Origin of the sequence: Arthrobacter sp. SD76 (assembly GCF_049726125.1) — a bacterium.
Taxonomy (GTDB): domain Bacteria; phylum Actinomycetota; class Actinomycetes; order Actinomycetales; family Micrococcaceae; genus Arthrobacter; species Arthrobacter nitrophenolicus.
Genome location: NZ_JBNBLR010000001.1, coordinates 432,194 through 456,782, shown reverse-complemented (window position 1 = coordinate 456,782; position 24,589 = coordinate 432,194). Strand labels below are relative to the sequence as shown.

General features: G+C 67.6%; 20 protein-coding genes and 7 pseudogenes. 14 read left to right on the top strand and 13 right to left on the bottom strand.

Going from position 1 to position 24,589, the window contains the following annotated elements; all coding sequences use genetic code 11:
* Positions 1-38 precede the first annotated feature (38 nt).
* Complete coding sequence (locus ACPEE0_RS02230; protein ID WP_407710067.1) at positions 39-1,187, top strand: serine hydrolase domain-containing protein; 1,149 nt, start codon at positions 39-41, stop codon at positions 1,185-1,187.
* Here ACPEE0_RS02230 and ACPEE0_RS02225 read toward each other — a convergent pair.
* Positions 1,184-2,362 (bottom strand): annotated as a pseudogene (locus tag ACPEE0_RS02225) (zinc-dependent alcohol dehydrogenase). The gene ACPEE0_RS02230 and the pseudogene ACPEE0_RS02225 overlap by 4 nt on opposite strands.
* A gap of 168 nt (positions 2,363-2,530) precedes the next feature.
* Between ACPEE0_RS02225 and ACPEE0_RS02220 the strand changes: the two are divergent.
* Positions 2,531-2,779, top strand: coding sequence for a hypothetical protein (locus ACPEE0_RS02220; RefSeq protein ID WP_133348155.1), 249 nt, complete (start codon positions 2,531-2,533; stop codon positions 2,777-2,779).
* Between the two features lie 5 nt (positions 2,780-2,784).
* On the opposite strand, the pseudogene ACPEE0_RS02215 reads toward ACPEE0_RS02220, so the two are convergent.
* The 3 genes and pseudogenes from ACPEE0_RS02215 to ACPEE0_RS02205 form a co-directional block, all read right to left on the bottom strand.
* Positions 2,785-3,493: pseudogene (locus ACPEE0_RS02215) on the bottom strand (HAD family hydrolase).
* Positions 3,493-3,783, bottom strand: a complete 291-nt coding sequence (locus ACPEE0_RS02210) for a DUF1508 domain-containing protein (RefSeq protein WP_133348152.1) — start codon at positions 3,781-3,783, stop codon at positions 3,493-3,495. Before ACPEE0_RS02210 ends, ACPEE0_RS02215 begins: the two are co-directional and overlap by 1 nt.
* Before the next feature lie 73 nt (positions 3,784-3,856).
* Positions 3,857-5,709 (bottom strand): annotated as a pseudogene (locus ACPEE0_RS02205) (glycoside hydrolase family 15 protein).
* Between the two features lie 72 nt (positions 5,710-5,781).
* Here ACPEE0_RS02205 and ACPEE0_RS02200 point away from each other — a divergent pair.
* Positions 5,782-6,513, top strand: a complete 732-nt coding sequence (locus ACPEE0_RS02200; RefSeq protein ID WP_407710070.1) for a DUF72 domain-containing protein — start codon at positions 5,782-5,784, stop codon at positions 6,511-6,513.
* An 80-nt stretch (positions 6,514-6,593) separates the two neighbouring features.
* On the top strand, positions 6,594-7,700 hold the full coding sequence (locus ACPEE0_RS02195; RefSeq protein WP_407710071.1) for an App1 family protein: 1,107 nt from the start codon (positions 6,594-6,596) through the stop codon (positions 7,698-7,700).
* Between the two features lie 13 nt (positions 7,701-7,713).
* On the opposite strand, the gene ACPEE0_RS02190 is transcribed toward ACPEE0_RS02195, so the two are convergent.
* The 4 genes from ACPEE0_RS02190 to ACPEE0_RS02175 all read right to left on the bottom strand — a co-directional run bounded on the left by ACPEE0_RS02190 (position 7,714) and on the right by ACPEE0_RS02175 (position 10,653).
* Positions 7,714-9,261, bottom strand: a complete 1,548-nt coding sequence (locus ACPEE0_RS02190; RefSeq protein WP_009358508.1) for a glycoside hydrolase family 1 protein — start codon at positions 9,259-9,261, stop codon at positions 7,714-7,716.
* 81 nt (positions 9,262-9,342) lie between these two features.
* Positions 9,343-9,720 carry a hypothetical protein gene (locus ACPEE0_RS02185; protein WP_009358509.1) on the bottom strand — a complete coding sequence of 126 codons (378 nt, stop codon included), beginning with the start codon at positions 9,718-9,720 and terminating at the stop codon, positions 9,343-9,345.
* 76 nt (positions 9,721-9,796) lie between these two features.
* Positions 9,797-10,219, bottom strand: a complete 423-nt coding sequence (locus ACPEE0_RS02180) for a J domain-containing protein (RefSeq protein WP_009358510.1) — start codon at positions 10,217-10,219, stop codon at positions 9,797-9,799.
* Between the two features lie 8 nt (positions 10,220-10,227).
* The gene (locus ACPEE0_RS02175; protein ID WP_009358511.1) at positions 10,228-10,653 is read right to left on the bottom strand and encodes an Hsp20/alpha crystallin family protein; all 426 of its coding nucleotides are present in this window, start codon (positions 10,651-10,653) and stop codon (positions 10,228-10,230) included.
* A gap of 140 nt (positions 10,654-10,793) precedes the next feature.
* Between ACPEE0_RS02175 and ACPEE0_RS02170 the strand changes: the two genes are divergently transcribed.
* Positions 10,794-11,111 carry a MerR family transcriptional regulator gene (locus tag ACPEE0_RS02170; RefSeq protein ID WP_009358512.1) on the top strand — a complete coding sequence of 106 codons (318 nt, stop codon included), beginning with the start codon at positions 10,794-10,796 and terminating at the stop codon, positions 11,109-11,111.
* A 10-nt stretch (positions 11,112-11,121) separates the two neighbouring features.
* On the opposite strand, the pseudogene ACPEE0_RS02165 reads toward ACPEE0_RS02170, so the two are convergent.
* Positions 11,122-11,924 (bottom strand): annotated as a pseudogene (locus ACPEE0_RS02165) (phosphatase PAP2 family protein).
* A gap of 407 nt (positions 11,925-12,331) precedes the next feature.
* Between ACPEE0_RS02165 and ACPEE0_RS02160 the strand changes: the two are divergent.
* The gene (locus ACPEE0_RS02160; protein WP_424573812.1) at positions 12,332-13,174 is read left to right on the top strand and encodes a DNA alkylation repair protein; all 843 of its coding nucleotides are present in this window, start codon (positions 12,332-12,334) and stop codon (positions 13,172-13,174) included.
* 22 nt (positions 13,175-13,196) lie between these two features.
* Here the strand turns inward: ACPEE0_RS02160 and ACPEE0_RS02155 are convergent, their stop codons facing one another.
* The 3 genes from ACPEE0_RS02155 to ACPEE0_RS02145 form a co-directional block, all read right to left on the bottom strand.
* Entirely contained in the window at positions 13,197-15,008 is a 1,812-nt protein-coding gene (locus ACPEE0_RS02155; protein ID WP_009358515.1) for a S8 family serine peptidase, read from the bottom strand.
* A gap of 240 nt (positions 15,009-15,248) precedes the next feature.
* Positions 15,249-16,097, bottom strand: coding sequence for an NAD-dependent epimerase/dehydratase family protein (locus tag ACPEE0_RS02150; RefSeq protein ID WP_009358516.1), 849 nt, complete (start codon positions 16,095-16,097; stop codon positions 15,249-15,251).
* A 34-nt stretch (positions 16,098-16,131) separates the two neighbouring features.
* Entirely contained in the window at positions 16,132-16,719 is a 588-nt protein-coding gene (locus ACPEE0_RS02145; protein ID WP_009358517.1) for an adenylate kinase, read from the bottom strand.
* Positions 16,720-17,009: 290 nt separating this feature from the next.
* Here ACPEE0_RS02145 and ACPEE0_RS02140 point away from each other — a divergent pair.
* From ACPEE0_RS02140 to ACPEE0_RS02105, 8 genes and pseudogenes are all read left to right on the top strand, one after another.
* A pseudogene (locus ACPEE0_RS02140) lies at positions 17,010-17,752 on the top strand (GAF and ANTAR domain-containing protein).
* A gap of 64 nt (positions 17,753-17,816) precedes the next feature.
* The gene (locus ACPEE0_RS02135; protein WP_424573811.1) at positions 17,817-18,236 is read left to right on the top strand and encodes a response regulator transcription factor; all 420 of its coding nucleotides are present in this window, start codon (positions 17,817-17,819) and stop codon (positions 18,234-18,236) included.
* A gap of 9 nt (positions 18,237-18,245) precedes the next feature.
* Positions 18,246-19,220 carry a phosphodiester glycosidase family protein gene (locus ACPEE0_RS02130; RefSeq protein ID WP_009358520.1) on the top strand — a complete coding sequence of 325 codons (975 nt, stop codon included), beginning with the start codon at positions 18,246-18,248 and terminating at the stop codon, positions 19,218-19,220.
* Between the two features lie 8 nt (positions 19,221-19,228).
* Complete coding sequence (locus ACPEE0_RS02125; RefSeq protein ID WP_424573810.1) at positions 19,229-20,011, top strand: glycosyltransferase family 2 protein; 783 nt, start codon at positions 19,229-19,231, stop codon at positions 20,009-20,011.
* Complete coding sequence (locus ACPEE0_RS02120; RefSeq protein ID WP_424573809.1) at positions 20,002-20,340, top strand: GtrA family protein; 339 nt, start codon at positions 20,002-20,004, stop codon at positions 20,338-20,340. Before ACPEE0_RS02125 ends, ACPEE0_RS02120 begins: the two co-directional genes overlap by 10 nt.
* A gap of 118 nt (positions 20,341-20,458) precedes the next feature.
* Complete coding sequence (locus tag ACPEE0_RS02115; RefSeq protein WP_354176999.1) at positions 20,459-21,172, top strand: DUF4956 domain-containing protein; 714 nt, start codon at positions 20,459-20,461, stop codon at positions 21,170-21,172.
* Positions 21,169-21,953: pseudogene (locus ACPEE0_RS02110) on the top strand (polyphosphate polymerase domain-containing protein). Before ACPEE0_RS02115 ends, ACPEE0_RS02110 begins: the two are co-directional and overlap by 4 nt.
* Positions 21,954-22,017: 64 nt before the next feature.
* On the top strand, positions 22,018-23,604 hold the full coding sequence (locus tag ACPEE0_RS02105) for a carbohydrate-binding domain-containing protein (RefSeq protein ID WP_009358334.1): 1,587 nt from the start codon (positions 22,018-22,020) through the stop codon (positions 23,602-23,604).
* 113 nt (positions 23,605-23,717) lie between these two features.
* Here ACPEE0_RS02105 and ACPEE0_RS02100 read toward each other — a convergent pair.
* Positions 23,718-24,554, bottom strand: a pseudogene (locus tag ACPEE0_RS02100) (alpha/beta fold hydrolase).
* Positions 24,555-24,589 lie beyond the last annotated feature (35 nt).

The following is a 24,589-nucleotide window of genomic DNA, read 5'->3' as shown; positions in this document are numbered from 1 at the left end:
CCGCCTAACTGACTGGCAGTTGGGGGAAAATTGGTGGCATGGGTACGCGCCGGGGCGGCAGGGGGTGGCAGCGCACCGCCGCTGCCCTGTGCGCCGCCGTGCTCGTGGCCGCCGTCCCGGGCTGCATCGGCCCGCCGGAGCCGCCGGACCGGAACAAGCCCGCCGCCATCGCGCTGCTGGAGGCTTTCAGTTCCAGGATGGTCGACGACGGCGCCCCGGCAGTCCTCTTCGACGTCACCAGCGGCGGGGACACCTGGACCCACGCCGCCGGGGTCCGGACTTTGGCGGCGCGGGAGGCGGCAACGGCGGCCGACCCCGTCCACATCGGCACCATCACGGAGTCCATGGTGGCTGTCTCCGTGCTCAAGCTGGTGGAGGAGGGCAGGCTTGACCTGGACGGCCAGGCCAGCGACTACCTGCCCGAGTTCGGCGCCGTCCTGAAGCCGCCCGGCCCCGTCAGTGTCCGGCAGCTGCTGACACATGAATCCGGGCTTCCGGACTTCTCCCTCCCCCTGCTGGCGTCCGGACGCTGGGAGGAACTGGCGGGCCGGCCGCTTCCCCTCGAACAGCAGCTGGGCCTCGCCGCCACCGTTCCGTGGGACGGCAGGCTGGCGCGGATCTTCGACTACTCCCGCTCCAACTACGCGGCGCTTGCCCTGATTGTCGAGCGGCTCCGCGGCCAGGACATCGGGCGGGTCCTGGCCGCCGACATTGCCCGCCCCCTTGGACTGACGGCAACCACGCTTGGCGGCCCACCGCCCGCCGGCATGGTGCACGGTTACGTCACTATCGAGGGCACGCCCCAGGACGCGGCCGCCCCCGCCTGGCTGGCTGAGGCTCCTTCCAATGGAGCCGTGTCCACCGTGCAGGAAGTGAACAGGTTCTACGCCGCGCTGCTGCAGGGCAGGCTGCTGGACCCTGACACCGTGACCGCCATGAAGGGCGGCTACTCGCAGTACTACGGTTTTGCCCTGCGGCGCTGGAACAACACCTGCAACAACCGCTTCTACTACGGGCTTCCCGGGGATGTGGACGGCTACGGAACGGTCGCCATGACCAGCGAGGACGGCAGCAAGCAGCTGGCCATGACCGTGGCCTACCCGCCCGGACCGCCCACCCTCGGCGTGAACCCGCTGCTGTTCGAGATGCAGGAGGTGGCGCAGGAGGCCATGAACAGCCTCTGCTAGGCGCCCGGGTTCAGGACCACCTTGATGCAGCCGTCCTCCTTCTTCTGGAACTTTTCGTACAGGGCAGGGGCACCTTCCAGGCCTGAGCGGTGGGTGACCAGGTCCATGACGCCCAGCGGATCGGCGTCGTCCTCCACGAGCGGCAGCAGGTCATCGGTCCAGCGCCGGACGTTGCACTGACCCATGCGCACCTGGATCTGCTTGTCGAACAGGGTCAGCATCGGCATGGGGCTCGCCTGCCCGCCGTACACGCCACTGAGCGAGATGGTCCCGCCGCGGCGCACGGCGTCGATCGACGTGTGCAGGGCAGCCAGGCGGTCCACGCCGGCTGTCTCCATCGCCTTCTGGGCCAGCTTGTCCGGCAGCAGGCCCAGCGCCTGGTGCGCGAAGCCTGCCACCGGCGAGCCATGTGCTTCCATGCCGACGGCGTCCACCACCGCGTCAGGGCCACGGCCGGAGGTCATCTCCCGCAGATCGTCCGAAATGGTCTTCGTGTAGTCGAACACCTCCACCCCGTGCCGCGCCGCCATCTCCCGGCGCTCCGGGACGGGTCCACGCCCACCACGCGGAGGCCGTGGTGCACGCCGATCCGGCTGGCGAACTGGCCCACCGGCCCAGGCCGAACACAGCCAGGGTGCCGCCCGGCCGGACGTCCGCATACTCAACGGCCTGCCAGGCCGTGGGAAGATGTCGGAGAGGAACAGGTACCGCTCGTCGGGAAGCTCTGTTCCCACCTTCACGGGGCCGTAGTCCGCGTGCGGGACGCGCAGGTACTCGGCCTGCCCGCCGGGAACCGAGCCGTAGAGCTCCGAGTAGCCGAAGAGGGCCGCTCCTGAACCCTTCTCCTTCACCTGGGTGGTTTCACACTGGGACTGCAGGCCCTGTTCGCACATATAGCAGCGGCCGCAGGAGATATTGAAGGGCACCACCACGCGATCCCCGGGGCGAAGATTGGTGACGGCGCTGCCCACCTCTTCCACGATTCCCATCGGTTCGTGGCCGATCACATCGCCTTTGTGCATATAGGGGCCCAGCACCTCGTACAGGTGCAGGTCCGAGCCGCAGATCGCCGTCGAGGTAATGCGCACGATCGCATCGGTAGGCTCCTGGATCACCGGGTCCGGTACTTCCTCGACGCTTACCGAGCGTTTTCCTTGCCAGGTCAGTGCTTTCACAGTTTCCCTTTCTCTCCTGGTCTTCCCGAGGGGCGGAAGCCCGTCCTTCGACGCTAACGGCTTGGGCTGAAAAAAGTAAGCAGGCTGATTAAATACTTGTCGTCCCGGCCGGGGGCTTCTAGCGTAGGAAGGGCCAGCCCAAGCCCGTGCGAGTGAAAGAGGAACACCATGTCGCTGTACCAGCCGGAACCGGTCGAGATCTCCACGCGCATGCGCCCGGGCGAATGGACGGAAGAGAGCCTTGAGGCGCTGGTCGATTCCTACCGCACCAGGATCCTGGAGATGGGCGCCAGCGCGGCCGATATCGTAACGGACATTGACCGCAACGACGACGGTTCAGTAAAGGTCAACGTGTCCTGGGCCAAGCCCGCCGATGCCGGGGACGAGGATGCGGTCACGGGCGGGCAGACGGTCTGAGCGCCCTAGGACTCCTGCCGCAGCAGGCGGCCGATGGCGCTTGATCCAAGATTCTCCAGCAGGTCCCGTGGGCCCTCATAAACCTCCACAGCGCCGGCGTCACGCAGTTCTGCGGCGTTGATGCCGCCGCAGGTGACCCCCACCGGAGGGATGCCCAGGGCCGCGGCGGCCTTCATGTCCCAGACGGCGTCGCCCACGAAGACGGCATTCCGGGGCGCCACGCCGATCGTTTCAAGGGCCGCGACCAGGATGTCGGGGACGGCTTGCTGTTCTTTGCGTCGTTGGCGCTGGTGGCACCGTCGATGAAGGGGTCGGCGGCCAGGATGCCCTTCATGACCTGCAGGTCCTTGTTCCGCGCCGAGGAGGCGAGCGCAACAGCAAGCCCGTCCTCGTGGCAGCGGGCCAGCAGGTCCCTGGCGCCGTCGAAGGCCCGCAGCGACGGCCAGTGGGAGGCATACAGCGCGCCGTGGCTGGCCATCACGTCCTTGTCCGCCTCCCGGTCCCGGTCCTGCGGCAGGAGGTTGTCCACCAGGCGGTCCCGCCCATGCCCACGAAGTGGTGGATGGAGGCCATGGGGATGTCATACCCCTGCTGGCGAAAGGCTCCCCACCAGGAGATGGTGTGGATGTAGGACGAGTCGATCAGCGTCCCGTCGACGTCAAAGAGAACCCCCCGGCGCTGCCCGCCAGGGGGTGACGTGCGTGGCGGGACCATCAGCCCACCGCTGCCCGCTTGGCCTCCGGCGCCTTCTTGTGCCGGGCCGCGGATTCCTTGGGGGTGCTCACGGGCCGCACCCGGTCCCGGATCACAGTTCCGGCTCCATCGTGGCTTTTGTCCCTGATCAGGCCGGTGCCGGCGATTTCGCGGGCCATCGCAACACCCGCCGCGGCAGCCCGCTTGGTGGGAAAGGTCACCGAGATCGCCATCAGGTTCCCGGCCCCATCCAGCATCCGGACGCGGTAACCGCCGTCGGGCGCGTCCACGAGCTCAAAATACCCGGCCATAAAAAAATCAACTCCTCCGTCAGTCACGGCACTGTGCTTTTGGGAGCACTCCATGAGGTGTTAGTAAGTATACTTATCTATTCTGCGAAGGAGAAGCCGTACCCCTGCCGGCGCCGCCTCTGCGCCGTTCCGCCGACTCCGGCGGAATGGGGGTATCACTCCGGCGAACCGTATCCTGATGCAGCTCCAAAGCGCTAGTCACAAGGGCGAAGTGGCTGAAAGCCTGCGGAGTATTCCCCAGCTGGCGGCCGGCCTTGACCGCCCACTCCTCGCTCAGCAGCCCCACATCGTTCCGCAGCTCCAGCAGGCGTTCGAAAAGCTGCCTGGACTCCTCGTGCCGGCCCGCCCCAGGAGTGCTTCCACCAGCCAGTAGGAGCAGGCCAGGAAGACGCCCTCGTCACCCGGCAGCCCGTCGTCGCTCTCGGCCGGGCGGTAGCGCAGCACGAAGCCGTCCTCGGTCAGCTCGCGCTGGATGGCCTCGATGGTTCCGATGACGCGCGGATCGTCCGGCGGCAGGAACCCTACGCGCGGGATGAGCAGGAGGCTGGCGTCCAACTCAGGCCTCCCGTAGGACTGGACGAACGTGTTGCGGGCGGCGTCGAACCCGTTGGCCATGACGTCGCGGTGGATGGTGTCCCGCAGCGTCTCCCAGCGTTCCACGGGACCCGGCAGCCCGGATTCGCGGACACCCTTCACCATCCGGTCCGCGGCCACCCAGGCCATCACCTTGGAATGCGTGAAGTGACGGCGCGGGCCACGCATCTCCCACAGCCCGTTGTCCGGCTGGTCCCAGATGGTCTCCAGGTGCTCCATCAGGGCGCACTGCAGGTCCCAGGCCTCGTCCGTGTGCTTGAGCAGCGAGTTGCGGGTCAGCGCCAGGCAGTCCAGCACCTCCCCCCAGACGTCCAGCTGCAGCTGTTCCGCGGCACCATTGCCGATCCGCACCGGGGATGAGTTCTCGTAGCCTTTCAGCCAGGACAGCTCCATCTCTGGCAGCCGCCGCTCGCCGTGGATCCCGTACATGATCTGCAGGTCCGCGGGATCACCGGCGACGGCGCGCAGCAGCCAGTCCCGCCAGGCGGCGGCTTCGGCGCTGTATCCGGCGGCAAGGAGCGCCTGGAGCGTCATGGTGGCGTCCCGCAGCCAGCAGTACCGGTAGTCCCAGTTGCGCGGGCCGCCCAGCTGCTCCGGCAGGGAGGTGGTCACTGCCGCCACGATTCCCCCGGTCGGCGCGTAGGTCAGGGCCTTCAGCGTGACCAGCGAGCGCAGCACGGCCTCCTGGTATTCGCCTTTGACGGTGCACTGCGACGCCCAGCCGCGCCAGAAGGCATACGTGGTGGCCAGGACCTTCTCGGCGTCCACGGTATGGGGCCGGCCCACGTGGCTGGGCGCCCACGTCAGCACGAACGGGATCCGCTCGCCTGCACTGACGGTGAACTCGCTGATGGTGTGCATATTTTCACTTTGGAGGGGCGCGGGGGTGACGAAGTAGACGGCGTCCGGGCCCGCAATGGCGTGCAGCCCGTACTTGTCCCGGCGGACCCAGGGAATGATGTGCCCGTAGTCGAAGCGCATGACCAGTTCGCCGCGCATCTTCACGCTGCCACTGACGCCTTCGACGATGCGGACGATGTCCGCCACCGCATCACGGGGCGGCATGAAGTCGATGACCCGCACCGTTCCCTCGGGCGTTTCCCACTCCGTCTCCAGGATCAGGGTGCCGTCCCGGTAGCCCCGCCGCGTGCACGGCCCGCCGTCCCGCGGCGCCAAAAGCCAGCGGCCGGCGTCGGGCGTGTCCAGCAGCGCGCTGAAGCAGGCGGGGGAATCGAAACGTGGCAGGCACAGCCAGTCGATGGAGCCCTCGTTGCTCACCAGGGCACCGGTCTGCAGGTCCCCCACCACCGCGTAATCCTCTATTCGCGCCATGACCTTACACTGCCATAAGTGGTGTCCTTCGGGAGGCCCGAAGGAAGGCACAATTCGGTGTAGCCTGCAGGGGTGGCAGTCCATATCGGCACGTCAGGGTGGAGCTACGACCATTGGGAGAACGTCCTCTACCCGCCCGGGCTCCCGGTGAAGGCCCGGCTCCAGCACTACGTTGCGCGTTTCAACACCGTCGAGCTCAACGCCAGTTTCTACCGCTGGCCCAGGGACACCACCTTCGCCGGCTGGAACCGGCGCCTGCCCCCGGGGTTCAGCATGTCCGTCAAGGCACCCCGCGGCCTCACCCATGCCAGGAAGCTCTACTCCCCCGAGGTGTGGCTGGAGCGGATCGAACGCTGCTGGCATGAACTCGGAGACAAGCGTGCGGTCCTGCTGGTCCAGCTGCCGCCGCAGATGGAACGCGACGATGCCCGGCTGGACTACTTCCTGGCCGCAGTTCCGCCCTGGATCAAGGTCACCGTGGAATTCCGCCATCCCACCTGGGACAGCCCGGAGGTGTTGGCACTGCTCGAACGGCACAACGCCGCCTACTGCATTATGAGCGGCGCCAACCTGCCCTGCCTCCTGCGCACTACGGCACCATTCGCCTACGTCAGGCTGCACGGTCCGGACCACCAGCACCTGTACGCAGGCTCCTACTCGGACGCCGACCTGCACTGGTGGGCGGACAGGATCCGAGGCTGGGCGGCCGACGGCCTGGATGTCTACGCCTATTTCAATAACGACGGCGGCGGCAACGCAGTACGGAACGCGGAGGCCCTGCGCGGCATCCTTGGGACGGGCTGACGCGGGAGGGCAGCACCAGGGAGCGGCGTCACGTTACCACGGGCTCCTCGCCGGCCGGCGCCCTGTGGCAGAGTGGAGCCATGGACACCGCGCCGCAGGATTCGCACCGGAACCCCGCCACCCCTTCCAGCCAGGCCGCGGACAGCGCGCCCGGGCTGTCCGGCAACCAGGTTTTCCGCCTTGCCCACAAGATCTCCGACACCTTCAACGGCGTCCGGATCAAGGTGGCCAAACGCTGGGATTTCGTGCCGCAGACCATCGCCTACCAGGGATACGGCTCCACCACCCTGGTCCGCGTGCTGGGCCGGGTCCTGATGACGCAAAAGCCGCGGCCCGGCAGCAAGGCCGAAACCGCGGCGAAGAACGGCAACCAGAACATCCGCGGCTGGCGGGCATTCACCGGGGTGCCGCTGCAGTTCACCGACGTCGAAATCACCATCGGCGATGTTGTCACCCACGTCCGCGCGGACCGGGGCGGGCTCATTGACACCGAGGTCAGCGTCCAGCTGACCCCCGGCTGGCACACCGCCGTGCTGCGGGCTGAAGGAACCGAGCCTGCCGAGGCCCTCATCCAGGTGATCGCCCCCGACGTGAAGTTCGGCATCGTTTCCGATATTGACGACACCGTCATGGTCACTGCCCTGCCGCGTCCGTTCCTGGCCCTGTGGAATACCTTCGTGCTCAACGAACGCGCCCGCATGGCCACCCCCGGCATGGCCGTCCTCCTGGACCGGCTGACCATCGAACACCCCGACGCGCCGGTGATCTACCTGTCCACCGGCCCGTGGAACGCCGCTCCCACGCTGGCACGGTTCCTGACCCGCAACATGTACCCGAAGGGTGCCCTGCTGCTGACGGACTGGGGGCTGACCCACGACCGCTGGTTCCGCAGCGGGCAGGAGCACAAACACCGCAACCTGGATCGGCTGAGCAAGGAGTTCCCGGACATGCGGTGGCTCCTTATCGGCGACAACGGCCAGCATGACGAAGCCATCTATTCGGGCTTCGCCAGCGAAAACCCGGACAAGGTGGCGGCCATCGCCATCCGCCAGCTCTCCGTCAGCGAGTCCGTGTTTGCCGGCGGCCACTCGGAGGACGGCGACCACACCGCCTCCAAGGTCCCATGGATTTACTCCCCGGACGGCGCCGGAATGGCCAAGCAGCTGACCATGCTGGGAATGCTCTAAGCCCGGCGCAGGCTCAGGCGCTGGCACCCAGCGGGGACACGCCGTCGTCGGGCGCTTCCGTTTCAAACTCCTCCGGCACCACAGCCTGCGCGATGGCGGCACCTGCGGCCACGGCCAAGTCGCGTTCCTCGATCAGTTCCTGGAGCCAGAAATACGAGGCCTTGGGCGTCCGCTCCAGCGTCTCGAAGTCCACGTGCAGGAGCCCGAACGGCTGGTTGTACCCGGCGGACCACTCGAAGTTGTCCAGCAGCGACCAGACGTAGTATCCGCGCAGGTCCACCGACTCCGCCTCGCCGCCCGGGGAGGTTGCCCGCAGCGCCGTCTCCAGGTGGTCCGAGAGATACTTCAGCCGGCGCTCGTCCGGGATGAACCTGGTATTGGTGGACTTGTCCCGGACAATGATGTCCTCGAAGCTGGCACCGCCCTCGGTGAGGATCACCGGCGGCAGGTTGGGATACCGCTCCGCCATCTCCTTCAGGGCCACCGCCATGTACTCCGGCTTCACCGGCCAGCCGTAGGACGTGATGTCCGCTTCCGGCCAGGTCTCCACGTGGAACGGGGTACCGCCGCTGCCGGCCGCGCTGAGGTCACTGCCCATGGCTTCGGCCATGCTCGCGGGCACTGCGCCGCCACCCGGGCCCACCGCCACCTTGGTGGGCATGTAGTAGTTGAGCCCGTAGAAATCCAGCGGCTGGGAGATAACCGCCATGTCCTCCTCGGGGTGCTCGAAGGAGGAGAAGAACTTGGCCGCCCGGATCAGGTCCGGGTATTTGCCGGTGAGCACCGGGTCCGCGTAGAGCCGGTTCTGGGCGAGGTCCATCAGCCCGGCGCTGATGCGGTCCAGCGGATTGATCGAGTTCGGCACCATGGGCGAGTAGACATTGGTCATGCCGATTTCGCCCGGCACCTTGGCGGCCCGCAGTGCCTGCACGGCCAGACCGTGCCCCAGCAGCTGGTGGTGGACCGTGGGGAAGGCCCCCAGGAGCAGCTCCTTGCCGGGCGAGTGCAGGCCAAGGGAGTAGCCGTTGGTGCTCACGGTGGCAGGCTCGTTGATGGTGACCCACCGGGCCACCCGGTCACCGAAGGCCTCGGCCAGGATCCCGGCGTACTCCCCCAGCCGGTACGCGGTGTCCCGGTTCAGCCATCCGCCCGCCTCGTCCAATGCCAGCGGGGTATCCCAGTGGTAGATGGTGGCCATGGGCGAGATTCCGCTGGCCAGCAGCTCGTCCAAAAGCCGGTCGTAGAAGGCCAGCCCCGCCTTGTTGGCCGGTCCGCTGCCGGTGGGCTGGATCCGCGGCCAGGCGAAGGAGAACCTGTAGGAGTCCACGCCCAGCTGCTTCATCAGGGCCACGTCCTGGGGCATCCGGTGGTAGTGGTCGCAGGCCGTGACCGGGCTGTGGCCCTCCACGATGGCGCCCGGCTTCGCGGCAAACACATCCCAGCCGGCGGGCCCGCGGCCGTCCTCGTCCAGCGCCCCTTCGATCTGGAAGGCGGCGGTGGCAACACCCAGGGTGAAGCCGGGAGGGATGAGAGCTGCGAGTTCCTTGGCGGTGATATGCATGGGCGGGCCTTTGTCACAGTGGATAAGTACGTCTCAGGATGGCACAGCCAAGGTCCCCTGACGAGCCGGGATATGGGTGGGTCACTGCGAGCCGAACAGGAACTCCTTGGCGTGCGCCACGGCCTTGCGGAACGCGTCGTTGCGGAGGGTCACCAGGTGCTCCGTTTCACCGTCCGCGGGTTCCAGGTAGGCGGTATAGCCCGGGCGCAGGACCCAGATGTCCCCGGAAGGCGGCAGGTAGAACACGCCAAAGGACCGTTGCTGCTTTTCATCGCCCGTCCACACCGGCACCACAGCAAGTGCCGCACCCGTTGCCGGGTTGATCCATTGCGCCCGGGGCAGGGGCTCCTCGTGCGCTTCCGGGTCGAGGAATGGTGCCGTCCCAACACCCCACCGCTGCTCAAAGCGTTCATGGAATGCCGGAATCAGGTGTGAATCGTAGCGCCGCCAATCGCTCATGCAGATCTCCGCCTCCTTGCGGGTTTCCTTGCTGTTTTCATTGGGAATACTCCAAACACTCGCTGCACGCCGTTTGCTAGGACCAGGGCCCGCTTTCCCAGCGCACGGGGGTGACCCTGATGGCCGGTCCGGAGGCTCCGCCGCGGGCGGGCACTTTCCGCACGGGAATTACCCTCGGACGGGAGGCCGCCTGCTGTTTGTCGTAGGCGGCGCGGCGCTGCGGATCGCGCAGGACGCTGAAGGCCTGCATGATCCGCAGCAGTTCACCTTCCGGGTCAGTAGCGCCCTCCATGTCGGGATGGTGGCTGCGCATCAGGGCCCGGTAGGCCCGGGAAATGTCCTGCTGGCTGGCCTCCGGCCGGACGTGCAGGGTGGCGTAGTAATCGGGGGTGTCAGTCATCGTGGCCTCCGCACCGGCGGCGCCTGGGCCGGAAGGCCGGCGCCGCCGTTCGGACAGGAACATCGCTGCCAGGGCGGCGCCGTGCGCGTGCCCTGCCATGCGGGGAGCTAGGTTGAGATCTGCTGCTTCTGGCCCTGCTGCGTCTCAATCTCGATCTTGCGCGGCTTTGCCTGTTCGGCGACGGGTATCCGCAGGGTCAGGACACCCTGGTCGTAGCTTGCCTTGATGTTGTCCGTGTTCAGCGTGTCGCCCAGGATCAGCTGGCGGCTGAACACACCGCGCGGACGCTCGGCAGCGACCAGTTCGACGTTCGGCTGTGTGGGGTCCTTGCGCTCGGCCCGGACGGTGAGGACGTTGCGTTCAACATTGAGGTCCAGCGAGTCAACATTGACGCCCGGAAGGTCAAATGCCACCACGAATTCACCGGCTTCCTGCCAGGCGTCCATGGGCATGGCAGCCGGGCGGGCGGCGGTTCCAAAGACCTGCTGCGTGAGCCGGTCCAGCTCGCGGAACGGGTCCGTACGCATCAACATCATTTTTCCCACTCCTTCAGCTTGTAGGTGTTGGATCGGTTCCGTATCCATCCGCCGATCTATGGTGGTGGATATAGATTTTTTATAGCACCCGTGGGAAACTGAGGCAATACCGCCGGACGACGATTTTTGGAGGCACGATGGCAGACGGAGCAGGACGGGCGCCGCGCCCAGCCAGCGGGCGCGCGCTCTACGCCATTTCGGTTGCAGCCAAGCTGGCGGGGACGGGCCAGCAGAACATCCGGTTGTATGAGACCAAGGGCTTGCTGACCCCGTCCCGGACGGCGGGTGGCACCCGCCAGTACAGCGACGACGACATCGCCGTGCTGCTAAGGATTGGCGAACTCCTGGAACAGGGGCTGAACCTCGCAGGCGTGGCCAAGGTGCTGGAACTGGAGGCGGCCAACGTGAAGCTGCACCGCGCCCTGAAACGGGCGAGGTCCCGGCCGCCTGCGTGAAAAACGCAGGCTAGTCCCGCGGCGTCTCCGCCTTGGACAGCTCCCCGGTGATCCGCTCCCCCGGAACCCGCGCGGTCCGCCAGGTGTCCACGGCAATCACGCCGCCCAGGATGATGAGCGAGAGGGAGACCGAGGCGAGCGCGTCGCTGAGCCAGTGGTAGCCCAGGTACAGCCGGCTCAGCGCCGCAAGGAAAATGCCGAAGCCCGCCCCCACAAAGCCCCACACCGCGGCGCGGTGTTTTTCCGCCGGGAGAAGATCAGGAAGGCGCCCACCAGCAGGAAGTCGCAGGCCCCCAGGACGTGCCCGGAGGGGAACGAGAACGTGTGGTCGATGCCGAAGAGCATCTGGTCCACGGGAGGCCGCGAGCGCCGCACGATCTGGAGGATGATCTGCGAGATGATGACGCCCGTCAGCATCGCGGAGGCCAGCAGGATGGGCCGCCAGGCATGCTTGGCCGCGAAGCCCCAGGCCACCACCACGACCAGGAGGATGATGGGCAGCGCTATGGGGCCGAAAACCACGGCAAGGAAAATCATGATGGCGGTGAGGGTGTTGGACCTCAGGCCGAGCAGCCAGTCACGGACGGGGCCGTCCGCCGCGGAGAGCCCGTCCGCCTGCAGCACGCTGATGAGGGTGGCCGCAAAGAGCGCCACGCCGGCCACCACCAGGATGACTGACGCCCGGTAGAGGCCCCGCCGGTCGGCAGGGTCGAGGTAGCGTTCCTCCACCACGAACTTGTCGTGGAAGTACCGCCACTTCCCCACATGCTTCCCGGTTCCCGACCCCGATGATTCGTGCTGCCCCACTGTCATACCCGTCCCTAGGTGCGAAATTGCTTAGGGTGAAGATTATCCCGCCTGCCGGACATTGGTGCCGCTTCCGGAGGAATCTTCCGTCCGGCCGGGTTGCGCGGGTCCTGGATCGTCGTACCCCCGCGCTAGCCTGACTGCATGGGTGCCATGAACGAGCTGATCAACGCCGGCAGCGTAAGAACCCTTACCCGGATCCTGGGGCAAACGGCCCCGGCGATCCGGTGGGACCGGACAGCCGCTGCCGCGTCGGGACTGGACCGTCTGGTCCTGCGCGCCCGTACCGACCTGCTGGCCGGGGCCCTCGTGGCTGACATCGCCGGCAGCCCCTCCCCGGCTATGCGACGGCGGCGCGAAGCTTCCGTGCGGCCCTGCAGGTTCCGGAGTTCACCGGCTGGTTCGTCTGGCCGGTGTCCGAGGCGGCTGTCACTCTTGCCCTGGACTCCGGAGCTGCGGGGGATTTCGACGACTGCCTGGCGCTCATGGCGGCACTCACGCCCAGGCTCACCAGCGAGTTCGCTGTCCGCCGGCTCCTCGCACGCGACCCTGAACGGGCCCTGGCAGCAGCCCGGGAGTGGGCAGACAGCGCGGATGAACACGTCCGGCGCCTGGCGAGCGAGGGCACCCGCCCCTACCTGCCGTGGGCTGTCCGCGTGCCCTCCCTTATCCAGCGGCCGCAGGCCACCATCCCCATCCTCGACGCCCTTTACCGGGACCCATCGGAGTATGTGCGCCGCTCGGTGGCCAACCACCTGAACGATCTCGCCCGGCATGCCCCGGACCCGGTAGTGGACACGGCGCGGCGCTGGCTCACCGCGCCGGACGCCAACACGGCCCGGCTGGTCCGGCACGGCCTGCGGACGCTGGTCAAGAAGGGACATCCTGACGCGCTGGCACTGCTCGGCTTCACACCCGGGCAGGTGGACGTCAGCGGCCCGAGCCTGGACCGGAACGTTCTCACCCTGCCGGACGAGCTGGCGTTCACGTTCGCCGTCACCAACACCGGAAACGGGGACGTGCGCCTCGCCCTGGACTACCGGGTGCATTACCGCAAAGCCAACGGCCGCGAGTCCGCCAAGGTCTTCAAGATCTCCACCGTGACCCTTGGCCCGGGGGAGAGCCGGAGCGTGACCAAGCGCCATGCCTTCCGGCAGATGACCACCAGGGTGCACTATCCGGGTGTCCATGCGCTGGAGCTGCAGGTCAATGGCGTGGCCCAGGGCAGGACGGAGTTCCTCGTCGAGCTGCCTTAGCTGCTGCCCTGGCTCGAACCGCTTAGAAGGAGCCGGTGGTGAACTGCCAGGTGCGGGTGGCCAGCTGGTTCCCGGCGAGGTCGCGGACCGCGGTCCCGCCGCCGGTGACCGTCACGGTGTACTTGGTTTTGGCAGCCAGCGCCTGCTGCGGGTCCAGGATCCACTGGTTGGTGGTGCCGTTCCGGAAAACGGTGGCCGGTACCACGTCTCCGGTGGCGGAGTTCTTCACCGTGAAGGTGGTGCCGTTGACGCCCTGGACCGCCTCACTGAAGCTCACGCTGATGTTGTTGCCGCGCCGCACCAGCAGCTTGTTGCTGGTTGGGATGGTGCCGGTGACCACCGGGGCGGGCCCGGTCAGGAAGGTCCAGCTGCTGGAGGCCAGCGGGGTTCCGGCTGCATCCCGGATGGCGGCCGAACCGCCCACCAGCGACGCCGTATACACGGTATCGGCGGCGAGGCTGGCCGAGGGGTCAAGGGTGGCGGTCCGGGTGGTCGCGTTATAGGTGACGGTGGCCGGAACGCTGCTGCCGGCCGCGTTCTTGAGCACGAAGGTGGCCGCGGAGACGCCCTGCACTGCAGTGCTGAAGGTGGCCGTCACGTTGGTGCCGGTCCCCACCGAGGTGGCGTTCGCGCCGGGAGCCACGGCCGTGACGGTGGGCGCAGGAGCCGGGGCGGGCGCGGGTGCAGCAGCTACGGCCCCGGCGTACAGCAGCCGGTTGGGGGTTCCGCTGGTGGCACCGCTGATGACGCCGGCGGTCGCGTTGGACACGAGTGACCCGGCTACCTGCGCCGGGGTGAGGGCCGGGTTCTGCGAGAGCAGCACGGCGGCAGCGCCCGCGGCGTGGGGCGCGGCCATGGACGTACCGGACATGGAGGCCGTTGCCGTGGCGGAGGTGTAGTACGTGGAGGTGATGCCCACGCCGGGGGCGTACAGGTCCACGCAGGAGCCGTAGTTGGAGAAGGACGCCTGCCGGTCTGCCGAATCGCTGGCAGCCACGGTGACGGCCGCGGGGACCCGGGCGGGAGAACTGCCGCACGCGTCCACGGCGGAGTTGCCGGCGGCAACCACTGCGGAGACACCGTCGTTCATCACAGCCTGGATGGCCGTGTCCACCGCCGTGCTGGCAGCGCCGCCCAGGCTGAGGTTGGCCACCGCCGGCACGCCTGCCGGATGGTGGGCCGCGATCCAGTCCAGTCCGGCCACCACGTCCGAGTTGTAGCCGGAACCCTTGCAGTCGAGTACCCGGACGGGCACCACGGTGGCCGCCTTGGCCACGCCGTAGGTGGATCCGGCCACGGTCCCGGCCACATGTGTGCCGTGGCCGTTGCAGTCGCCGGAGCCCAGGCCGTCAGCAACCGCGGTCCAGCCCGCCGCCACCCGGCCGCCGAAGTCGGCGTGCGAGGCCAGGACCCCGGTGTCCACCACGTAGGCGGTCACACCGGCCCCGGCAGCGGTCCACGAGTAGGAGCCGGACAGCGGCAGGCTGCGCTGGTCCACGCGGTCAAGGCCCCACGGCGAGGGCTGCTGGGTGCCTGAGATGCTGACGGGGGCGTCCGCCTCCACCGACAGGACGCGGCCGGAGCGGCCCAGCGCCTCGGCCTGGGCGGGGTTGGCCGTGATCACTGCGCCGCGGAGCGCGTTCTTGAAGGTGCGGCCGACGCCGAGCCCCTGCCCGCGCAGGTTTGCCGCCTCGGCTTCCACATCGGCATTCGCAGCGAACTGGACGATGTAGCGGCCCGCAGTGCCCGCGTCCTCTTTCGGTGCCGCTGCGGCAGGGACGGACGTGGCGGTCAGGGCGACGGCTGAGACCAGTGCTGCGGCTGCGGGCAGCACAAAAGATGGGGTGCGAATTTTGGGGTCCTTCGTGGTGGCGTTGGGGGTGCGGAGGCGGGGGAACCACCGCTGTTACCACCAGAATAGGAGCCCAAATGTGCCCGCCGGAGGGTCTTTGCAGGATCCTGCGGGAACCCTTGGACATTCCTGCGCGCGCATTCCTGCGGGCGCCGGGTTTTCCGCCGCCGGCCCCTGCCCTCGACCCTGCCTTGGACCCCTCCCGGTACCGTGCCCGCCGGGCTACGGCCGGTGGTCCCGCCAGCTGTGAACAGGTTCGAACCCCAGGAGCCGCCTGGCCTTGTCGATGGACAGCATGGTTTCGTGCTCGGCCAGTTCCTTGGTCACCTTGACCGCCGGGAAGACCTCGGCGGCGAGGCTGGCACTCGACCGGTCCATGACCGTGTCCGCGTTGGCGATGATGAAGGCCTCGAACCCGGGCCTGCCGTTCTCCAGGGCCCGTGCCACCGCCTGGGCCCCGTCCCGGCCGTCGATGTAGCCCCAGAGGTTCCACTTCCGCAGCATTGCATCGGCGTCGAAGGACGGGAACCGGGCATAGTCCTCCACGTCCATGACGTTGGAGAAGCGCAGGCCCACGATGCTCAGTTCCGGATCCCACCGCGTCAGCTCCACGGCCATCTGCTCCTCGAGGTGCTTGACCAGGGAGTAGGTGCTTTCCGGCCGGGCAGGGTATTCCTCGTCCACCGGGATGTAGGGCGGGTCGACGTCGAATGGCAGTCCCAGCACCGTCTCGCTGGAGGCGTACACCACTTTCTTGATGCCCGCGCGCCGGGCCGCCTGGAAGACGTTGTAGGTGGAGAGCATGTTGTTCTCGAACGTAGCCGCGTCCGGAAGGATGCCCGGCGCCGGGATGGCACCCAGGTGGACCACGGCGTCGAAGCCGCTGTGCCTGTCGTCCACGCCCAGCAGCGCATCCACCACCTGGCCGTAGTTGCGCAGGTCCACCACCAGCAGCCCGGGGCTCCGTGCCCCGTCCCGGTCCAGGTTGAGGACCTGGTGTCCGTCATCGGTGAGCCGGCGCACCACGTGCCGGCCGAGTTTTCCGCTTCCGCCGGTAACGGCAATTCTCATCAGGATGTCCTTCGGTTGGTTGTCCGCACCGGAATCAGGCGCGGGGTGTGGCAAGGAACTTTTCGACGGCGGCGATCGCCAGCGCGGTGATGTCGGCCGGGTCGCCGCTGCCGTCCACCGGCACCAGGATCCCCCGGCCCGCATAGACCGAGACCACCTCGTGGGTCTCGGTGTGGTAGAGGTCGAGCCGGCGGCGGAACACGTCCACGGTGTCATCCGTGCGCCCCTGTTCCTCAGCGCGCCGGCGCATCCGCTGCTCGAGTTCGGCGTCCGGTGCCCTTAGCTCGATGACGGCGTCCAGGGCGAGTCCCCGGGAGGCGAGCAGGTTGTCCAGTTCCACCACCTGGGGTGCGGTGCGCGGGTAGCCGTCCAGCAGGAAGCCGGACTGGACGTCGCTATCCAGCAGCCGGTCCTTCACCAGGGCGTTGGTGAGGTGGTCCGGGACGAAGTCGCCGCCGTCGAGGTATCTGGCCGCCTGGGTGCCCAGGTCCGTCTCCCTGCTCACGTTGCTCCGGAAGATATCCCCGGTGGAGACCGCAGGGACGCCGAAGTGCCGGGCCAGGTGTTCGGCCTGGGTTCCCTTGCCCGAGCCGGGCGGACCGATGATGAGCAGTCTGGTCATGTTCGTGTCCCTTCCAGGGAAGCTGGCGCGGGCCTCCGGCCTGCCGCCGGGGCGCCGGCACCTGCTTCATTCTGCCGGGAACACCGGCAGTGCGCCAGAGTGGCGCGTTCCGGCGCGGATGAATGTGACGTCAGGCCTGACGCCGGGATGTATATACTCGGACATATCGGTTTAGCAGCAGGCCGTTGGACAGTTCATCTATCCAGCGACCTCCACCGGTTCCCCGCCTCTCCAGCGGCCCGTGTGTGTTGCCGGGTTGTTTGACCTGAGCGAATGGCACCAGAAAAACCGTGGCCAGCGAGTCAACAGCAAAAACCGATACATCCATTACAGAGCACCTGCATGAGCTGGTCCTGAACAGCTCGGACGTCGAGGATTTCCTCACCGAACTGGCGCAGGTGTCTGCCCGCAATCTTTCCGAGCCAGGCGACGAAATGCTGTGCGCCATCACCCTGCTCCGGCAGCGCAAGGCCGCCACCGTGGCCAGCAGCAGCCCGGAGGCAAAGGCCCTTGGCCTCCTTGAGCACCAGTTCGCAGAAGCTCCCAACCTGACTGCCTCCACCACCCGGGAGACCGTGCACGTTCCGGATCTCGGGCGGACGGGCGGTGGCCCGAGTACTCCGCCGCCATGGCCGCGGAGGGGGTCCGTTCCGTCGTGGCGCTGCCGTTCCACCTGGAAGGCGAAACCAAGGCTGCCCTGCTGCTCTATTCGCGCAGGCCCAACCGCTTTGATGGCCGGGTCCTCGAATTCGCCGAGGATTTCGTTAGCCAGACGTCACTCGCGCTGCGCCTGGCCGTGCGTTTCGCGCATTACAGCGAAACGGCAGCCAACCTGCGCGCCACGCTGGAATCCCGCACCGTGATCGACATGGCCGTGGGCATCATCATGGCGCAGAACCGCTGCAGCCAGCATGACGCCTTTGAGATCCTCAAGACGGCGTCCAGCACCCGCAACTCGAAGCTGCACGACGTGGCGGCCGCCGTCGTCAACGCTTTGGGCCAGGGCCCGGCGCGCACACATTACGACGGCTAGTCATTGCCTCCGCAAAGCGCCCCGGCGCAGGTAGAATTAGGCCAACTTTTGCCGGGGGGCTGCGATGGAAAATAAAAGGGTCTGCCTTGTCGTCGAAGACGACAAGGACATCCGTGGACTGATCACCGTGATTCTCTCGCGCGCCGGATTCGAGGTGCAGGTGGTCTCGACCGGGGAAGAGGCAATCGCCGCGGCCGGGGATCCCGCCATTGCGCTGGTCACCCTGGACGTTGGCCTGCCGGACATGGACGGGCACGTGGTGGCGCGCGCCATCCGCGAGCTCAGCAAGGCCCCTTTGCTGTTCCTGACGGCCCGGTCCGAGAACGACGACCTGCTGGCCGGGATGGCTTCCGGTGCCGCGGCGTACCTCACCAAACCCTTCCGGCCCACCGAGCTCCGGGACCTGGCACTGCAGCTGTCCCCGCCCCCGTTTCACAGGCCCCGCACATATAGGGCAAACCCTGCTGCTAACTTGGCTGCCTAGAAATGGGGCATGACCCAGCAGCAGAAAACTTCCCGTAAACCCGGCCGCGTCCGGCGCGCCGTCATCGCAGGCGCGGTGGCCCTCACCCTCTCCGCCGGCGGTGCCACCGCCTGGGCACTGGACAGGTTCGTCATCCAGCACGTGGAAATCTCCGACGTCTCCGCGTACCAGGCAAGCCAGTCCGGCACCACCACGTCCGCCGTCCAGGCAGGAACCTCCACCTCCGCCGCCGTCACCACGGACACCACCTACTCCTCCGAGTCCTCGGACATCACCATCTCCACGGTGACCACCGGCAGCGGCGACAGCACCGTCACCTACTACGTGGCCGACGTCGTCCTGGGCGACGCCACCACCCTCCAGTCCGCCTTCGCCAACGACAGCTTCGGCGAAAACATCACCGAAACCACCTCCGCCATCGCCGAGGCAAACAACGCCATCTTCGCCATCAACGGCGACTACTACGGTTTCCGCGATACCGGCATCGTGATCCGCAACGGCGTGGTGTTCCGCGATGAGGGCGCCCGCCAGGGACTGGCCTTCTACCGCGACGGCACGGTCAAGGTCTACGACGAAACCACCACCACCGCCGAGCAACTGGTGGCGGACGGCGTCTGGAACACCCTCTCCTTCGGCCCGTCCCTGCTGGACAACGGCGAGGTGGCCGAGGGTATCGAGGACGTGGAGGTGGACACCAACTTCGGCAACCACTCCATCCAGGGCGAACAGCCGCGCACCGCGGTGGGCGTCATCGACGAAAACCACCTGGTGTTCGTGGTGGTGGACGGCCGCAGTCCGGGCTACAGCGCCGGCGTCACCATGACCGGACTCGCGGAAATCATGCAGGACCTGGGCGCCACCACCGCGTACAACATCGACGGCGGCGGCTCGTCCACCATGTACTTCAACGGCGGGCTGGTGAACAACCCGCTGGGCCAGAACAAGGAGCGCGGCACCTCCGACATCCTCTACATCGCAGGGTAGGCCCGGCCATGATCATCCTGATCCCGGCCTACCAGCCAGGCCAGCAGCTGCCGGAGCTCATCCGGGCCCTCCGCGCCGCCGAGCCGCGCGCCGCCGTCGTGGTGGTTGATGACGGCAGCGGCCCGGCGTACAAGGACGTGTTCGACGGCGTCCGCGCACTGGGGTGCCACGTCATCAGTTACGCCCGCAACAGGGGCAAGGGCTTCGCGCTCAAGGCCGGGTTCGGCTTCATCGAGGACAACGTTCCCGGGCAGGACGTGGTGTGCGCTGACAGCGACGGGCAGCACACGCCGTCGGACATCCTTAAGGTGGCCGCCGCCGTCGAAGCGAACACCACCCGTGCGAACCCCACGGAGGACGGCAGCGGGGACGGCAGCCGGCACTTCCGCGGCACGGCCACCATGGTGCTGGGCAGCCGGGCATTCACCGGGAATGTCCCGCCACGAAGCCGGATCGGCAACACCGCCACCCGGCTGCTGTTCACCCTCGCCACCGGCGAGCGCATCCCGGACACCCAGACCGGGCTCCGCGGCTACCCGGCGGCAATGCTGCCGTGGCTGCGCTCGGTCCGCGGCGACCGCTACGAGTACGAACTCAACCTGCTGCTGCAGGCACCGCAGGCCGGCTATTCGATCTCATCCGTGGACATCACCACGGTGTACCTGGACCGCAACTCCGGCTCGCATTTCCGGCCGGTCGTGGATTCCGTCCGGATTTACGCCCCGCTGCTCAATTCCTGGCCTCGTCCTTTACTGCGTTCCTGGTGGACACGGTGGTGTTCATGCTGCTGACCGTGATCGTCGATTCCCTGCTGCTGGCCGTGCTCGGCGCCCGGGCGGTCAGCTCAGCGGTGAACTTCCTGGTCAACCGGAACATGGTATTTGAGCACGGCCGGGACAGGCCGGCCACCAGCGCCGGGCTGCGCTACTTCGGCCTGGCGGCAGTGCTGCTGGCCGCCAGCTTCAGCCTTATCTGGGCGCTTGAGGCTGTTGCCGTGCCCGCCCTTCCCGCCAAGATCCTGGCGGAAATCGCGCTCTTGGCGGCCAGTTTCACCATCCAGCAGCGGTACCTCTTTCCCGGAAAACACTCCGGAATCCAGTCCCAAAGGCCGTGCCCGTGACCTCGGGCGAAGCCCCGGCCGGCACTCGATATATCCGGCTAGGTTCCGTCACAGCACATGCACAGTTTGGGCGGGCATCGTAACTACCAGTCCACCAAGAACACCCCGGAGACCTCCCATGAATTCACTTGTTTTTATCCTTGCCGACCTCGCCGCCATCAGCATCCTCACCTTCGCCCTGTACCTGCGCCGGCACCGCCGCCGCGACCTTGTGGTCTCCTACCTGGGCATGAACGTGGGCGTCCTGGCCGTTGCCACGGCGCTGTCCGGCTCCGCCGCAGGACTCGGCCTGGGGCTCGGCCTCTTCGGGGTCCTGTCCATCATCCGGCTCCGCTCCACCGAACTGGCGCAGCATGAGGTGGCCTACTACTTCTCGGCCCTGGCCCTCGGCCTGATCGCCGGGCTGGGCATCGAGCCGCTGTGGCTGACGGGCTCGCTGATGGCCCTGATCCTGCTGGTGATGTTCGTCGGCGACCACCCCAGGGTCCTGCCGGCCCACCGCCACCAGACGGTGGTCCTGGACCGCGCCATCGCCGAAGACGGCGAATTGTACGCCCGGCTCGAGGAAGTCCTGCACGGCAAGGTCCATTCGGCCACCATCTCCGAACTGGACCTGGTCAATGACAAGACCATCGTGGACGTCCGCTACGCCTACTCCCCCGCCGTCTTCCCGGCGCCGGCTGTCCCGGCCAGCATTTCAGCCATCACGACGGCGGCGCCCGCCCCGGCGGCGCCCGCACCGTCATTCGACGCACCGGCGGCTGCCCCCGCGCCGGCCCATGCCCCCGCACACGCCCAAGCCCCCGCACACGCCCAGGCAGGTGCGGCATGAGCACCAAGGCAACGGCCGCCGTCGGCAACCTCCACCTCCTGCCGGCCATTGGACTGGAGGAGCTCAACAGCGAGGCCGCCCTCCAGACCCGGGTGGACCGCAAATACGTTGTCCCCACCCGCCTGGCCCGTGAACTGCTGGCCACTGCCGGCACCGGGATGAGGGTCCTGGAGATGGAGGGATCCCGCAGTTTCGCCTACGACTCCGTCTACTTCGACACCGCCACCCTGGACAGCTACCTGCTGGCAGCCCACGGCCGGCGCCGCAGGTACAAGATCCGCACCCGGACCTACGTGGACAGTGCCATGAGCTTCCTGGAAGTCAAGACCGAAGGCGCCCGGGAAGCGACCGTCAAGGAACGGATCCCGTACCAGCTCGAAGACCGCTCCCGGCTCACCGCAGAAGGCCTGGAGTATGTCCGGGAAACACTGGCCGCGGCCGTAGGGTCAGTCCCGGCAGGTGCGCTGGAGCCGGTCATCGAAACCCGCTACCACCGCACCACGCTGTACCTGCCGGAATCCGGCAGCCGGGCAACGGTCGATACCGGCGTCACCTGGCAGTGCCCCGGCGAACCGGCCTGGGTCCTGGCCGACGCCGTCATCCTCGAAACGAAGTCGGGCTCCACGGCCGGCCCCTGGACCGGCACCTTTGGGCCAACGGCGTCAGGCCCTCCCGGATCTCCAAATTCGCCACCGGGATGGCGGCCCTCCGGCCGGGCCTCCCCGCCAACCGCTGGCACCGGACGCTCTGCCGCACCATGGCGCTCCGGCCCGCACCCTGATCCCTGAAACCCTGAGCCCCGCCACACTTCCCCCTGTTCCTCCACCATTCCAAAGGACACTTCCATGAAAAGCCTCCGCTCCTACCTTTCCGTCGCCGCCCTCACCCTCGCCGTCGGCCTCGCCGGCTGCTCCGTGGCTGGCAGCACCTCCACCGGTGTTTCCGCTGTCAGCGCCACCGGCACCTCCTCCGCCGCCACCGGGACAACACAGGCGGTATCGCTGGACACCCTCGCCGCGGACACCCACTACGACGCCGACGACCTCACCTGGGACGCCGCCGCCGAGGTTGCCGTGACCCTCGCCGACGGTGCCAGCTCCGTCGCGTCGGGCTCCCCGGACGCGGTGACGGTCGACGGCGATACAGTCACCATCAGCGCCGCCGGCACCTACCGGCTCAGCGGCTCCCTGGCGGACGGGCAGATCGTGGTGGCCGCCGCCGAGGAGGACACGGTCCGGATCATCCTCGACGGCGCCAGCGTCACCAGCTTCACGGGCTCACCCTTCGTGGTGCAGAGCGCAGACGAAGCCATCGTCTACCTGGCGGACGGGACCAGCAGCTCGCTCACGGACGCAGCAACCTACGCCGACCAGGGAACGGACGCCCCGAATGCCGCCCTGTATTCCATGGCCGACCTCACCATCGCGGGCACGGGCACCCTCACCGTGGACGGCAACTACAACGACGGCATCTCGTCCAAGGACGGCCTGGTCCTGGCAGACGGAACTGTCACCGTGGACGCCGCGGACGACGGCATCGTGGGCAAGGACTACGCGGTGCTGCTGGACGGCGCGTACCAGGTCAGCGTGGCGGGCGACGGCTTCAAGTCCGACAACGAGGAGGACGAGGGCCGCGGCTGGGTGCTGGTCAACGGCGGCACCCTCAGTGTTTCCGCCGGTGACGACGGCATCAAGGCCTACAACACCCTCACCATCGCCGCGGGCAACACCACCGTGGAGGAGTCCGAGGAGGGCCTGGAGGCGCAGCACATCGTCATGGCCGGCGGAACCGCCTCCGTCACGGCCAACGACGACGGCGTGAACGCCTCGGGCGGCAGCACAACCACCGCGTCGGGCCAGGGAGCGGGCGGCGGCATGGGCGGGGGCAGCATGGAGGTGGGCGACTACACCGTGGAGGTGACCGGCGGGCTGCTGACCATCAACTCACAGGGCGACGGGCTGGACTCCAACGGGAACGCCAGCATCTCCGGCGGCACCGTTGTTGTCAACGGCCCCACGAACAACGGCAACGGGGCGTTGGACGTGAACGGCGAACTCGCTGTTACCGGCGGAACTGTTGCCGCGGCCGGCAGCGCCGGCATGGTGGTCACCCCGGGCGAATCATCCACCCAGTCGGGCGTCCAAGTGACGCTGGGGTCCTCGGTTCCGGCCGGCACGGTCATCCAGGTGGCAGACCCGTCCGGCACCGTGGTGGCTGCCTTCGTGACCACCAAGGCGACGGCGTCGCTGGTGTTTTCCTCCGCCGCGATCACTGCCGGGGAAGGGTACACCGTCTACACCGGCGGCACCGCCACCGTGAGTGCGGGCATCGGCGAGGGGTCCCTGGACGGCGCCACGGAACAGGGCACCGTCACGGCCGGCGAATACACTGCCGAGCAGGGCCCGGGCGGAGGCAGCGGCCCCCGCTGGTAAACCCCCCCGCCGGTACACCCGCACGAACGTTGCTCTATCAGATTTGGCTCCTGAAACCTGGGTTTAGGAGCGTTATCTGATAGAGCATCCGTGCCGCCGGTGGCGCTTGAACCCTATTTGGCGAGGAAGTTGAGCAGTGCTTCGTTCACCTCGGCGCCATGGGTCCAGAGCAGGCCGTGCGGGGCTCCCTCGATCTCCACGTACTCCGCGCTGGGCAGAGCCTTCGCGAACAGCCGGCCGGTGGAGTCAATGGGGAGGATCTTGTCCGCGGTGCCGTGCAGGATGAGCGCGGGAACGTCGATCTTGGGGATGTCCGCCCGGAAGTCCGTGAGCCAGGTGGGCTGGGCGGCAACGGATGCGGTGGCACCCGCGCCGGCGGCAAGGTTCCAGCTCGCGTTGACGGCTTCCTGGCTGAGCCGGGGGGGTGCCAAGGAAGGTGTCGGAGTTGTAGAAGTTCTTGAAGAACCCGGTAAAGAAGGCGTAGCGGTCCGCCGTCACCGCTTCCATCAGGCCGTCGAAGACTTCCTGCGGGACGCCGTCCGGGTTGTCGTCGGTCTTGAGCAGGAACGGCTGCAGGGATCCGAGGAAGGCGGCGCGGGCCACGCGGGCGGAACCGTAGGTGCCCAGGTAGCGCGCCACCTCGCCGGTGCCCATGGAGAAGCCCACCAGCACCACGTCGTTCAGGTCCAGCGTGGTCAGCAGCCCGTTGAGGTCGGCAGCGAAGGTGTCGTAGTCGTAGCCTTCGGTGGGCTTGCTTGACTTGCCGAAGCCGCGGCGGTCATACGTGATGACCCGGTAACCGGCGTCCAGCAGCGCCGCTGTCTGCTTTTCCAGGACGAGCCGTCCAGGGGGTAGCCGTGGATCAGCACAACTGGCTGGCCCGAGCCGTGGTCCTCGTAGTAAAGCTCGATGTCGGTGCTGTTCTCGGTCCCAACGGTGATGAAAGCCATAACGGGCAGATTCCTTTCGAGGCTGGTCGGAGCGG